Source organism: Cyclobacterium sp. SYSU L10401, from assembly GCF_010993705.1.
Taxonomy (GTDB): domain Bacteria; phylum Bacteroidota; class Bacteroidia; order Cytophagales; family Cyclobacteriaceae; genus Cyclobacterium.
The window spans coordinates 126,273-140,037 of sequence record NZ_WOFO01000010.1; the positions used below are offsets into that span (position 1 = coordinate 126,273).

The 13,765-nt window shown below is 44.8% G+C and carries 8 protein-coding genes; 6 read left to right on the forward strand and 2 right to left on the reverse strand.

Going from position 1 to position 13,765, the window contains the following annotated elements:
* Nucleotides 1–166 precede the first annotated feature (166 nt).
* From GL182_RS19925 to GL182_RS19950, 6 genes are all read left to right on the forward strand, one after another.
* Complete coding sequence (locus tag GL182_RS19925) at nucleotides 167–2,977, forward strand: DUF6797 domain-containing protein (RefSeq protein WP_163381548.1); 2,811 nt, start codon at nucleotides 167–169, stop codon at nucleotides 2,975–2,977.
* A 26-nt stretch (nucleotides 2,978–3,003) separates the two neighbouring features.
* Nucleotides 3,004–3,915 carry an isochorismatase family protein gene (locus GL182_RS19930; RefSeq protein ID WP_163381549.1) on the forward strand — a complete coding sequence of 304 codons (912 nt, stop codon included), beginning with the start codon at nucleotides 3,004–3,006 and terminating at the stop codon, nucleotides 3,913–3,915.
* Nucleotides 3,916–4,103: 188 nt separating this feature from the next.
* Entirely contained in the window at nucleotides 4,104–7,202 is a 3,099-nt protein-coding gene (locus GL182_RS19935) for a SusC/RagA family TonB-linked outer membrane protein (RefSeq protein ID WP_205603695.1), read from the forward strand.
* A gap of 81 nt (nucleotides 7,203–7,283) precedes the next feature.
* Nucleotides 7,284–8,942: a RagB/SusD family nutrient uptake outer membrane protein gene (locus GL182_RS19940; protein WP_163381550.1), complete on the forward strand. Its 1,659-nt coding sequence runs from the start codon at nucleotides 7,284–7,286 to the stop codon at nucleotides 8,940–8,942.
* 280 nt (nucleotides 8,943–9,222) lie between these two features.
* Nucleotides 9,223–9,660 carry an Hsp20/alpha crystallin family protein gene (locus GL182_RS19945; protein ID WP_163381551.1) on the forward strand — a complete coding sequence of 146 codons (438 nt, stop codon included), beginning with the start codon at nucleotides 9,223–9,225 and terminating at the stop codon, nucleotides 9,658–9,660.
* A 44-nt stretch (nucleotides 9,661–9,704) separates the two neighbouring features.
* Nucleotides 9,705–9,902, forward strand: coding sequence for a hypothetical protein (locus tag GL182_RS19950; protein WP_163381552.1), 198 nt, complete (start codon nucleotides 9,705–9,707; stop codon nucleotides 9,900–9,902).
* Between the two features lie 424 nt (nucleotides 9,903–10,326).
* Here GL182_RS19950 and fdhD read toward each other — a convergent pair whose 3' ends face one another.
* Both fdhD and GL182_RS19960 read right to left on the reverse strand, forming a co-directional pair.
* Nucleotides 10,327–11,199 (reverse strand): formate dehydrogenase accessory sulfurtransferase FdhD, encoded by an 873-nt coding sequence (gene fdhD, locus GL182_RS19955; RefSeq protein ID WP_163381553.1) that lies wholly within the window; start codon nucleotides 11,197–11,199, stop codon nucleotides 10,327–10,329.
* The gene (locus GL182_RS19960; RefSeq protein ID WP_163381554.1) at nucleotides 11,196–13,469 is read right to left on the reverse strand and encodes an FdhF/YdeP family oxidoreductase; all 2,274 of its coding nucleotides are present in this window, start codon (nucleotides 13,467–13,469) and stop codon (nucleotides 11,196–11,198) included. The genes fdhD and GL182_RS19960 overlap by 4 nt, the downstream gene beginning before the upstream one ends.
* Nucleotides 13,470–13,765 lie beyond the last annotated feature (296 nt).

Consider the following 13,765-nt stretch of genomic DNA (forward strand, 5'->3'; position numbering starts at 1 on the left):
TTCGGCTGAAATTAATAATTCTCATTCGGGTTTTTGGCAAAATCAATAATGGCATCAACCAGCATGATCGCTTTCAACCATTGCCCTTTTGATTTGATCCGGTTTAGTTTTGTACTTACATCTTTTGACCGTATTTTGTGCCTTCAATAAATTCAATGACAACCAAATGACAAATTCCTTCCGATTGAACGAAGTACTACGAAGTATCTTATTGGATAATAGAATAAAAGCCACCCTTTCAATCCTTATTTTAATTGCTTTTCTTTCATCCTGTGGAAAAGAGGAAATCAAGATTACTGAAGTGGACTTTGAAAAGGAGGAATTTGCCGGATTTGTTGAGGCTGGCTTTCCTTTTATTACTACCTCAGTAGATGCCAGAGAGCTGGGGGAAGGGTTTCCGGAGAATAATATTTCTGCCAGGGTCCTTGCTTTGCAATTGGGGAATGAGGCTTATGCCTGCTTTGACACCGATATGTTGCGTTGGACTGTGGCCTGGACGGGGGATTTTATGCCCATGGTGACCATGGCTCAGGTATCCTATGATGATTTTTATAATAAGGGCAATCAACTCCCTACCATTGGAGGCGAACCAAAAATTGCTACTGGGACCTATCCGGGTTGGTCAGCCGGTAATCCCCTGCTTACCGATCCCAGAAAACCTTCCCCCCATCCCCAAAGCCCTCCCTGGGGACCGGTTTCTCCTGAAATGGCTCGGTGGAATGGCATGTATACATTTGGAGACAAGGTGGTATTGTCCTATCAGGTAGGTGCTACTGAAATCAGGGAACTCCCAGGTAGCCTATCCCTGGATGGCCAAGCTGTTTTTTCAAGATCTTTTGCTGTGGAGCCTTCAGAAGAGCACCTGTATTTGGCAGCAGCAGAGGTCAGCGATGGGTTCCGGACAGAAGTAAAGGATGACCAGGTATTGGTTTATCAGGGGCAATCGGAAGAGCTTGTCACTGCACTAGCCCTGGCTCCGGGCACAAGTGGCGTAAAGCTACTTGTGGAAGAAAACAGGTATTTATTGGTAGAAGTGGAACCCCGGCAGCAAGACCTGGAATTTGGGTTACTGATCTGGAAGGGTGAGGCTGCTGAAATCCCTGCTTTTGAAAGTGCTGTGCAGGATTTTGAGGTAGATATACCCGATGTAAGTCAGGGAGGCAAGCCTTATTGGACGGAAGAAATACTCACAAAAGGTAAGGTTTCTCCGGATACCGCGGCCTTTGTTACTGATCGGCTTACCCTACCTGTGCCCAACCCCTGGAAGAGAAACGTCAGGTTGGTAGACATGAGTTTTATCGGAGAAGAAAAAGCGGCTATGGTAACTTTTGAAGGAGATGTGTGGCTATTGGATGGCATAGATGAAAGCCTGAACAGGCTTTCCTGGACACGCTTTGCGTCGGGATTATATGAGCCGCAGAGCATTGAGGTGGTTGATGGTGAAATCTATGTTTATGGAAAAGACGGCATTACCCGTCTGCACGACCTCAATGAAGATGGCGTGGCGGACTATTATGAAAATTTTTCCAATTTGATGGCGCAATCCATAGAGACAAGGGAATGGGCGAGTGACATGGTGGCAGCTCCTGAGGGTGGGTTTTATGTGGCTAAATTTGGAGCGCTGGACATGGGCCCGGAAACTTCCTCTCCCAAGTCCCTGATGGGCTTCAGATCGGCTTCGCACCACGATGGGTCAATCCTTAAGGTTTCGGCTGACGGCCGCAGCATCAGTACCTTTGCCAGTGGTTTCAGGGGCCCCTACCTGGGGATTCATCCGGAGAAAGGCTGGCTTACCGGCTCCGATCAACAAGGTCATTACATGCCCTCCACTCCGGTAATGTTGATTAGGAAGGATGATTATTTTGGAGTGCCAGCCACTGCCCACCGGGACCCTGTTCCGGAAGTTACCCCACCCATTACCTGGATACCCCATAATCAGGACCGGTCCGGCGTAGGTCAGGTCTGGGTAACAAGCGAGCAGATGGGGCCGCTCAATGATCAAATGATCCACCTGTCCTATGGAAGGCCAGGTTTATTCCTGATAAAAGTAGACAGTGCCAGCGAGTTGGTTCAGGGAGGGGCATCTGTTATCCCCGGTACCTTTCCAGCCCCTACCATGAAAGCAGCAGTCAATCCAGGTGATGGCCTGGTATACATCACAGGTTTTTCCTTATGGGGTCACAATTCAGAAACCCTTAGTGCTTTGTTACGGCTCCGGTATACCGGTAAGGAAAGTCTTTTACCCTTGGATTATAAGGTAAGGGATGGGGGAGTAATCCTGAGATTTGAGCAGGAACTGGATGAAGAAAAGGCAACTGATCTTGCCAACTATCAGGTAAAAAGATGGAATTACCTGCGTACCGAAAAATACGGTTCAGGGCATTATAAGTTGGATGGTTCTGTGGGAGAGGAAAACCTTCCGGTTCTGGATGTTTTTTTATCGGATGATAGAAAGGCTGTTTTCCTTTCTGTTCCTCAAATAACTGAAGTGATGCAAATGGAAGTGGCCTATGATTTGGCTACTGCAAAAGGCAGTACCTGGTCGGATAAGGTTTGGATGACGGTCAATGAAGTACAGCTGCCCAACTTGATAGCAGAAGGATTCAGTAGTATCCATCAGGATGATCTGAATAAGGAATTCGATCCCTCGTCAGTAGCGAGCAATGATGAAGCCGCTCCGGATGCGGTCAAGGGCAAGGAGCTTTTTATGAACTATGGCTGCATCGCCTGTCATGCCATAGATGATAATAATGAAGGAAAAATAGGCCCGGGGGTAAAAGGTCTTTATGGGTCAGAGCGCGAGTTTAAAGATGGTAGTTCGGCCATAGCCGATGAGGCCTACCTGAAAGAATCTATCATCGACCCGGGTGCCAAAGTGGTCAAGGGCAGGGAAGGGGAGATGCCTTCTTTTTTGGGTGTATTATCTGAAAATGACATCGATTCTATTATATTGTATTTTAAAACATTAGAAAATTAAAGTATCTTACCGAAAAATCCGGTAAGATGAACTATATCACATGTACACTATTTGTGCTGGTTTTGTTTCCCGCCTGCCAGCAGCGGGAAGGAAGTACAGCTACTGAAGAAACTTCACAAAAGTCCGAGCTGATTCAGGTTAACCTGAGAAAACAGGTGCGAATCAACAACGAGAATATGGCCTGGGAATCCAGGGAATTTCGGGAATCCTGGGATCCTTCAAAAACAGCTTTTATTATCACAGACATGTGGGATGAGCACTGGTGTGAAAGTGCGACCCGAAGGGTGGCTGAGCTGGCCCCTAAAATGAATGAAACCATCAAAGCAGCCAGGGAAAAGGGGGTAACCATTATTCATGCCCCCAGCGGAACCATGGATTTTTACACTGATTCGCCTCAGCGGAAGGCGGCCAGGGCAGTTGCCTACCATGCGGCTCCAGAGGCTTTTCCTATAAACGATTGGTGCTATTTGGATCCTGATCAGGAGGCAGCCTTACCCATAGATGACAGTGATGGGGGTTGTGATCAGCCCTGTTCCAATGGTGAACCTTGTATTGAAAGTGAGGCCTGGTCCCGGCAAACGCCTGAGATTGAAATTGCAGCAATGGATTTTATTTCCGACCAGGGACAGGAAATCTTCAATATCATCCAATCCAGGGGCATAGACAATATCGTCGTCATGGGCGTTCATTTAAACATGTGCGTGTTGGGCAGACCTTTCGCTATCCGTCAAATGGCCAACCTGAACAAGAATGTCGTTTTGATGAGGGATATGACCGATACCATGTACAATCCGGAAATGCCTCCCTATGTAGACCATTTTAAAGGGACCAATTTGGTGGTGGAGCATGTGGAAAAGTATTGGGCACCCACCCTGCTCAGTACGGATTTTACGGAAAAGCCGCCATTCCAATTTGCAGCAGAAAAGGCAACAGAATAAGTCAACTGTATTACAGGCATTAAAAATCCACAAAATCCCCATCTGACAGGGTGGTCTTAAGATTCGGTTATTTTTTTATTAATCACTCGTTGTTATTCTGCCCAAACGTTGACAAATCCATAATCAGGTTTATACCATTGTTGATGATTCATTTTTGATTTTTGCAGTTAAAATCAACTGAATCAAACATGCAAAAAAGATTACACTTTCTTGGTATTTTATTCCTGCTTTGGAGTGGAATGGCCAATGCACAGCAAACAATTGAAGGAATTGTTTACGATGATGGAGCGCAACCTTTGATCGGCGCAGCGATTACCGTTAAAGGTTCTTCCTCTGGCACGATTACAGATATTGATGGTAAATTCAGGCTGGAACTACCAGTTGGGAATAACCGTATTTTGGTTTCCTACGTTGGTTTTATACCTCAGGAAATTGCTGTGGAAAATCAAAGTTATCTGGAAATCCGTTTGGCAGCAGACGATCTTTTTCTGGAGGAATTTATTGTTACTGGTTATACATCTCAAAAAAAGAAGGATGTTACAGGAGCGGTATCTACCATTGATATGGAAGAAATAGCCAATATCCCGGCTGCTGGTATAGATGGGATGATCCAGGGCAGGGCCCCTGGAGTAAATGTGGTTTCCGACAATGCTCCTGGGGGCGGAGTGGCCATTAGGGTACGGGGTTTTAGCACAATCAGAAACAATGACCCCCTGTATGTTATAGACGGGGTGCCTACCACTTCGGGAATCAATATGATCAATCCCAATGATATCGCTACTTTTCAGGTGTTAAAAGATGCCGCAGCTGCATCCATCTATGGCTCCAGAGCCGCTAACGGTGTCGTTATCATCACTACCAAAAGAGGCAGTACCGAAGAAACCAAAATGAATTTCAACAGCTATGCAGGAATACAAACTGCGTTTAATCTTCCCCGGATGCTTAATGCAGCGGATTATGGCAAGCTGCTGTGGGAGGCTACAAGCAATGATGGGGGACAGCCTACCAGTGATGTATATGGTTCCGGACCCGAACCGGTAATACCTGCCTGGATTGACCAGGAAGAGACTGTACCTTCAGCGGATGTTGATTGGGTGAATGAGATATTCAGGCCGGCTTTGATACAATCCTACAACCTTGATTTTTCTAAAAATACCAGGGATGCCAATCATTTTCTTTCTTTCAATTATTTTGATCAGGAAGGTTTGATCAAGTATACTGGCTTCAAGCGTTTTGCAGCAAGGTTTAATTCCGAATTCAAAGTTTTTGACCGACTGACCATTGGTGAGAATGTCACGGCTGCCTATACCTGGAACACGGATGTGACCACCAATGCGGCTTTGGGAAGTGTGGTGTACGATGCCTATCGTTTCCCTTCCATTTCTCCTGTTTATGACATCAATGGTGATTTTGCAGGATCTGCTACCAGTGATAATCAAAATCCAATCGGAAGGTTGTATAGAAACAAAGACAATGTCCGTAAAAACCTGAAAATCTTTGGAAATGTGTATGCTAACCTGGATTTGGTGGAGGGTATGGATCTGAAAACCAATTTGGGTATTAATTTTGAAAATTATAATTACAGGAGGTTTAATCCCAGTTTCGAAGAAATTTATACCCAGCGCGTGTTGAGTGATCTCAATACCACTAATCAGTATCAATACGAGTGGGTCTGGTCCAATACCCTGAACTATAACCGAAACTTTGGTCAGCATCAGGTGGGCTTATTGGCAGGCATAGAAGCCATTTCTTTTTACCGGGAGGGCTTTTCGGCCAGCCGCTTTGGTTTTCCCTATGACGATCCTAATTTCAGGTATCTTGATGCCGGTGATGGTGCCGATCAGCGAAACTCCGGCTCTGCTTCAGACTGGTCTTTATTTTCCTATTTGGCAAAGGTAGATTATGCTTATGATGACAAGTACCTGGCTTCCCTGACAATGCGAAGGGATGGCAGTTCCAAGCTGGCCAATAATCGATGGGGAAATTTCCCGGCTTTTTCTGCGGGATGGAGGATATCGGGGGAGGAATTTTTTGATTTCCCAATGGTTGACGATCTGAAAATAAGGTTGGGCTGGGGTGAAACCGGAAACCAGGATATACCACCTTACTCTACTTTTTCCAGTTACAGGAGTTATCCCAACTACTCCAACTATCCCATTTCTGGTTCTCAAAACAGTGTTGCTTTGGGCTTGACAGAAACCAGAAACGGAAACCCAAACCTGAAATGGGAAACCACTACCCAAACGAATTTGGGAGTAGATGCCACCCTATTCAACCACCGCCTGGGTCTGAACCTGGATTATTTTGTCAAAAGGACCAGTGATATGCTCATCGAGAGGCCGCTTACCCCCATGCTGGGAGGATCCAATATTTCCAGCTGGGATAATGCTGGAGAAATGAAAAATCAAGGGATAGAATTAAACCTTCAATTTTTTGGTAAGCCAGAAGGAGATTTCAATTATTCCGTTGGCCTGAACCTTACAGCACTTAAAAATGAGTTGACTGCCCTGCCAGATGAGGTGGATTATATTGCACTTCCCAGTTCCTTGTTACATACGGTCAACTTTGGCCAGGAAGTGACCAGGTCTGCAGTAGGTCAGCCCATTGCCTCTTTTTATGGGTTTGAATCCTTGGGGATTTTTTCAAGTCAGGAAGAGATTGCTTCTCATGCTACTCAGTCAGAAGCCCAGCCTGGGGATTTGAAGTTCAAGGACATCAACAATGATGGGATCATAGACAACCAGGACAGGACTTTCATAGGGAGCCCGCATCCTGATTTAACACTGGGGCTGAATTTTTCCGGCAATTACAAACGGTTTGATGCTTCCTTCTTTTTTTATGGAAGTTTTGGTAACGAAACCTACGACCTGACGAGGTACTACCTTGATTTTTTCAATCTGAGCGCTTACAACAAACATGAGCGGGTACTGGATTCCTGGCGGCCCGATAATACAGGTTCCTCCATCCCCAGGTTATCTCTAAATGACAGAAACAACAATATCCGCCCCAGTTCTTATTTTATCTCTGATGGTTCTTTCATGAGGTTGCGTAATATGCAGATTGGTTATGCCTTGCCGGAGGTTCTTTTGGAAAAATTGAATCTGAGTAAATTCAGAATTTACCTGCAGGCTCAGAACCTGTTCACCATTACCGGATATGAGGGTTTGGACCCGGAAATCGGTTTGCAAAATTATGATTCGGAATTGCGTAACCTTGATATAGGAGTGGATAGAGGAATTTATCCGCCAAACCGGAATTTTACATTAGGAGTGAATCTAACCCTGTAATGTATTTGTATAAAATTTGAATTATCCGGAATACTAATCCTGGACAACATTACTATTACTTGAAAATAAAGCAAATATCAAATGAAAAATACCGTATTTATCTTTGGATTATTGTCCTGCCTTTCGTTGGCTTCCTGCTCTGAGGCTTTCCTTGACGAGGAGCCGGTAGGTGAAATTTCTCCGGATCAAATCCTCAGGCCTGAAAATCTGGAAGGAGCGATTCTTTCTGCTTACAGTATATTGAACGGGCAAATGGATGATGCGTCAAGTGCATTTAATTCTCCGGCCTCCAACTGGAATTTTGGAGATGTGGTTTCAGATGATGCCTATAAAGGTGGAGGAGGCACGGGGGACCAAAATCAAATTCATCAGATGGAGCTTTTTCTGACCAATCCCACTATTCGGGATGTAGAAAGGAAGTGGATGGCATTATATGAAGGAGTTAAAAGAGCGAATCTGGCCATACGACTGATTCAGGAAGGCGATGAGATGGATGCAGAAACTGCCAAAATGAGGTTGGGAGAAATGCAGTTTTTGAGGGGGCATTTTTATTTTGAACTGAAGAAAATCTACGACAGAATTCCTTATGTGGACGAAACGGCAGCGACTGCAGCAGACTATTATGTTTCCAATACCAGCCTGAGCGACGATGAACTTTGGGATAAAATTGTAGCAGATTTCGATCAGGCTTATGATGTTTTGCCAGATACGCAAACAGATGCGGGAAGACCCACCAAAATGGCTGCCAAGGCTTACCTGGCTAAAGTTTACCTCTTTCGTGAAAACTGGTCTGCGGCAGAGGATGCTGCTGATGAGGTTATCAACAGTGGTAAATATGAATTAATGCCCAATTTCAGGGATGTTTTTTTGCCGGAAAATGATAACGGACCTGAAATTATTTTTGCTGTTCAACACGCTATAAATGATGGGTCACCAAATAATTACAATGGATCTATTGGTGACAGGCTGATGGCTCCGGGAGGACCTTTTTATCCGCAATATGGCTTTTTAAGACCTACTCAAAATTTGGTCAATGCTTTTAAAACCAATGCAGCAGGTATGCCGGTTACTGATAACCTGGATCCTGAAGAAAATCAAAGCTTTGATCCCCGAATTGATCACACATTGGCCAGACCGGGTATTCCCTACCTTGACCTGCAGATCAACTATGAAGCTTCCTGGGCAAGGGACTTGTCTACTTATGGGCCCTATGGACCAAAAAAGCGCATGGTTTCTGCCAATTCACCACACCATCTACAGATTTGGCCTTATGTCAATAGCCTCAATTATTACATCATCCGATATGCTGACCTGCTTCTTTGGAAGGCCGAAGCAGCAATTCAAAATGGAAAATTTGAAGAGGGAAGGGAATATATTAACAAGGTCAGGGAAAGGGCTCAGTTGGGGAGTAAGGTAATGAATCTTGAAGGGACTTCAGAAGCGGACAACTACCAGATTCAGCTTTATTCCCAGCCATTTGCGAATCAGGAGCAAGCTTTGGAGGCATTAAGGACAGAAAGAAGGCTGGAGATGGCCCATGAAGGACACCGGTTTTTTGATCTGGTACGATGGGGTTTGGCAGATAAAGTGCTTAACGAATATTTTGAGGTTGAAAAGACAAGGAGGCCACATTTATCCGGGGCAAACTTTGTTTCAGGAAAAAATGAGTATTTCCCTATCCCTCAAAATCAGATTGATCTGGGAAGGGATTTAATCACCCAAAATCCAAATTACCAGTAGTTTAACCTGGTTTTCCTGATTAGGCAGCACCTTTGGTTTCTGGCCCAAAATGCAAAATCCAAACAGCCTTGACAATTTGGCAGCCATCCACTGGCAGCAGATTTTTCAGTCCCTTTAGGAGCTGTCAAACTGACTTTTACAGCAAAGGAAGCTTTTGATTGATTTAGAGTTGGCATGGGCTTTGAACATTGTAAACTGATGGTAAATAGTTGTTGTTTGATCGACAATTTGTAGCCCATTGAATGTAGTTATTTGATGTTTTACTTAAAACTTACACGCCATGGAAAATGTAATCAGTAAAAACGGAAGGAAACAAAGTCCACAATTCTTTGAGGACTTGCTGTCCAATGATTTACTTAACCTAAACCGCAGGCATTGGAATACTGCCTATGTGCCAATGGTCAATATCATAGAGACCAATGAAGAATTTAGGATTCAGGTTGGGTTGCCAGGAATGGAAAGGAAAGATATCAAAGTGGAGCTGGACAACCAGGTAATTACTGTAAGCGGTAATATGGATCAGCAGCGGGATACTGAAAGAAACCAGTATGTACTTAAAGAGTTCAATTATCACTCCTTCAGCCGCTCATTTCAACTACCCGATACGGTTAATTCGGAAGGTATTGATGCCAGTTTCAATCAGGGCATGCTCACCTTGTTTTTGCCAAAGCGCGAAGAAGCAAAAAGAAAACCAATAAAAATCATTGATATTTCCTGATCAGTATTTCTGGAAAATAGTTTTTAAAACCAAAATGAATACACATGAAAACATCTTATTTGGATTATTACAAAATGATTTTGGAAAAAGTTAGCTTTGATTACAGTTTATTAAAAAAAGAGTTGACTAAAGCCAACCAAATACTGACGAAAGAAGAGAAATCCAAATTGAGAAAATGGATGTTGCAAAATGGATTGTTCACGGAGGTGTCCGGAGATAACCACAGGCTAAATATGTCCTGATGGTTTCTAATTCCCATCACCTGAGATGACATGCAAATTAATTTTATAGAAGGCCCGTTTTTTGGGCCTTTTTCCATGTATAGGATGGGAATTGGAGTGAATTTTTAAACCCGGATGATGTATAAGGTTTCGTTATGAAGGCTGAAAATACAAGAAAATCAGGCAGTTTGGAAACTAGCACCGGTATGGTGCAGTTGAAAACTGCAACGATTGACCGATTTTGAAGTAATTTCAGTTTGCAATAGAATTCCTATTTCATTTTCGGGTTAAATAGTAGCGGGAAGCCCTTTTCCCTTTACCTGGTCTGAAAATGCATAAAAAATACCCTGATCAGGGTATTTTTAAGACCTGGGCTATACCTACCTTTGTTTCAGGTGATAAATAAACTTTTCAAAATGGATTTTTCCATTGCAAATGGTGGGTATTATTTCAATGATTTTTTTACCCACTGTTTTATCCTTTCCTTACCACTATAGACGTTAAATCCATCCTTTTTTAAAAAGCCGATTAATGTCATATTCTTTTCCTTAGCCAGGTCTACAGCCAGGCTGGTTGGTGCACCAAATGCCATCAAAAGAGGAATACCTGCTGTGACTGATTTCTGAACCATCTCAAAACTTACCCTTCCGGAAAGCAATACCATCTTTCGTTGATCAATGGGGATATTTTGCCTTAAAGCGCCTCCGATTAATTTGTCCAGGGTATTGTGCCTGCCCACATCTTCTCTGATCAATTCCATTTTTCCGTTTGCATCAAACAATACCGCAGCATGTAAGCCACCTGTGTATTTAAAGCCTGTTTGGTGCTCCTGTAGGTTACCTGACAGGGACATCAGAGTATCCGGATCTACCTGCCATTCCGGATCCTCTGACAGGCTGGCAGCCTTACATCTGACAGCATCTATGGCTGTTTTTCCACATACCCCACAACTGGAATGGGTATAAAAATTTCTATCCAGCCCCAATAAATCCATTTCCGGGTTGGGTGCCAGCCGGACCAGCAAAACATTTCCCTTTTCCTCTTCCTTTACCTGTCGGCAGTAGCGCATCAGCAAAATGTCCTTTTCCCCATGGATAATCCCTTCGGAATAAAGAAAGCCTGTGGCCAAATCAAAATCATCACCAGGACTGCGCATGGTTACCAAAAGGTCCTTTTTGTGCCAGACTCCCGCTTTTTCAAACTCCAATCTGATTTGCAGGGGCTCTTCCATGGCCATCAAATCCTGAAAGGATGTAGCGTTCTCCTTTTCATACTTAACGACCAAACCATGTACTACCAAACTGCTGCTACCCATCATGCCTTCATCTTTTCCAAAAACACTTCTATATATTTGGAGGCCGGACAGTGACTTTCATCAGATTTATTGTTCAGGGCCACCAAAACATTGCCTTCAGGAAAATAGACCGCCAGGCAACCCCTGCTGATATCATAAGGCACTACTTGGAAGCCTTCCAGAACCCTTTTTTCCCCTTCAAAAACACTGGTGATTTTCACCAGATCACCGGTTTGGCATCCCGTATTTTTCATGTCTTCCCGGTGCATCATGACCACCTCTCTGCTGTTTTGAATACCCCTGTACCGGTCGTCGTACCCGTAAACGGTGGTATTGAACTGGTCATGGCTTCTTACCGTCATCAGAATAAAGGGCATTTTTGAGGCCGGTTTTTCTGCAAGTGGATTTACGGTCAGGTGGGCTTTGTGGTCATCGGTGTGAAACTTGCCCTCTCTGGCACCATTGGGCAGATAGAATCCACCGGGCACGCGCACCCTTTCGTTATACGCTTCAAAGCCCGGGATTACCGCCTCAATTTTATCCCGTATCAGGTCATAATTTTCCGCCATTCCTTCCCAATCGGTGGCATTCCCGGCACCCAGAACCTTTCTGGCCAAACCGCAGATGATGCCCACTTCACTTCTCAGCAGATCGGATCCAGGCTCAAGGTCGCCGGACGACATGCGGATGCGGCCGGCTGTATCTTCGGTGCTGACAAACTGTGGTCCATATGCCGAAATGTCTGATTCGGTTCTACCCAAACAGGGCAGGATCAACGCAGTTTCGCCATGTACCAGGTGACTGCGGTTCAGTTTGGTAGAGACATGGACTGTAAGGCTGCATTTCCTCATTCCTTCAAACACTTTTTGGGTATCGGGTGCGGCAAGCACGAAGTTGCCACCCATCCCCATAAATACCTTAGCCTTTCCGGAAGCCAGGGCCTCCACGGTGCCTACGGCATGCACACCGTGATGTCTGGGTGGCTCAAATGCAAAGGCCCGGCCCAATCTATCCAGAAAGGCATCGGACATTTTCTCCCAAATGCCCATGGTGCGGTCGCCCTGCACATTGCTGTGTCCTCTTACCGGCAGGGTTCCTGCCCCCTTTTTTCCTATTGAACCTTTTACCAGGAGGATGTTGACAATTTCACGTATGGTATTTTCTGCATTGCGGTGCTGGGTAATGCCCATGGCCCAGGCAATGATGACGTTTTTGCTTTCTGTTAGCATTTGCACTGCCTCCCTGACCAGGGCCTCGTCAATACCACTTGCGGCGATGAGCTCATCTACGTTGCAGGCTTCCAGGTGTTCGAAAAGGGCCTCATGGCCACTTGTATTTTCTGCTATAAAAGCATGGTCAAGTATTTTGCCCTTATTTTTCTTGTCTGCCTCCAGAAGTAATTTTAGCATGGCTTTTAGCAGCGGAAGGTCTCCATTGACTTTAACCTGCAGGTGCAGGTCATGCAAAGTGGTGGGTTTGCCCAGCCATTCCCAGGGTTTCTGGGGGTTTCTAAACTGTATCAGCCCGGTTTCAGGCAGGGGATTGACCGAAATGATCTTGCCCCCATTTTTCTTGAGTTGCTCCATGGTGGTCAGCATTCTGGGGGCATTGGTGCCCGGGTTCTGCCCCAATACCAGCAGCAGGTCTGCATGGTGGATATCTTCCAGTATGACGGAGGCTTTGCCTATGCCTAGGGTTTCATTCAATGCCTTTCCGGAAGCTTCGTGACACATATTCGAACAATCGGGCAGGTTGTTGGTCCCAAACTGCCGGACAAAGCATTGGTAAAGAAAAGCGGCTTCATTGCTCGTTCTTCCGGAGGTGTAGAAAATGGCTTGGTCGGGATTTTCCAATTCATGGAGTTTTTTCGCTATCATTGAAAAGGCTGCATCCCAAGAAATGGGGCTATAATGGCCGGTATTTTCCTCCAGGAGCATGGGTTGGGTCAGGCGGCCTTGTTTTTCCAGCCAATGATCCGATTTTTCTGCCAACTCCCTGACGCTGAATTGCTCGAAGAAGGAAGGTGCTATTCTTTTGTATCCACTTTCCCAGGCCACAGCTTTGGCCCCATTTTCACAATATTCTGCTATTTTAGATACATCCTTTGGGTCAGGGTCTGGCCAGGCGCAACTTGGGCAGTCAAAACCCTGGGGCTGATTGATTTTGAACAGCGTTTTCACTCCCCTGCCCACATGCGTTTCCTCCCAGATGCTGCGGGCAACAGATTGGATGGATCTGGGACCGGCTGCAATTTGGCCCGGAGAGCTTATTTTTACTTTTCTTTTTGGATTCATGTTATTAGGGTCACAATACTTGATGCTGGTATGGTTAAAGAAACGCAAACTTTCTATAAATCCCATTAATTTCAATGAAAAAAAGATAGCTCAATTAGTATGTAGAGATAGCATATCGCTGCAGCAATGAATTACCAGGCTTGAGTTTTTACCATATGTAACGATAGTTTGAATATTTTGAACATGCGTACTAATCGGATAAAGGGTCAGTAGATAGCTTTATGCTTGAAAATTATTATTGAAACCCGAAGGAAAAATGATGTCCCCATGAATCCCTTCCTGGCTTCTCCATCACT

Excerpts from the sequence above, each read along its gene's own strand:
- GL182_RS19925 (WP_163381548.1), top strand. The coding sequence starts at position 167 with ATGACAAATTCCTTCCGATTGAACGAAGTACTACGAAGTATCTTATTG.
- GL182_RS19930 (WP_163381549.1), top strand. The coding sequence starts at position 3,004 with ATGAACTATATCACATGTACACTATTTGTGCTGGTTTTGTTTCCCGCC.
- GL182_RS19935 (WP_205603695.1), top strand. The coding sequence starts at position 4,104 with ATGCAAAAAAGATTACACTTTCTTGGTATTTTATTCCTGCTTTGGAGT.
- GL182_RS19940 (WP_163381550.1), top strand. The coding sequence starts at position 7,284 with ATGAAAAATACCGTATTTATCTTTGGATTATTGTCCTGCCTTTCGTTG.
- GL182_RS19945 (WP_163381551.1), top strand. The coding sequence starts at position 9,223 with ATGGAAAATGTAATCAGTAAAAACGGAAGGAAACAAAGTCCACAATTC.
- GL182_RS19950 (WP_163381552.1), top strand. The coding sequence starts at position 9,705 with ATGAAAACATCTTATTTGGATTATTACAAAATGATTTTGGAAAAAGTT.
- fdhD (WP_163381553.1), bottom strand. The coding sequence starts at position 11,199 with ATGATGGGTAGCAGCAGTTTGGTAGTACATGGTTTGGTCGTTAAGTAT.
- GL182_RS19960 (WP_163381554.1), bottom strand. The coding sequence starts at position 13,469 with ATGAATCCAAAAAGAAAAGTAAAAATAAGCTCTCCGGGCCAAATTGCA.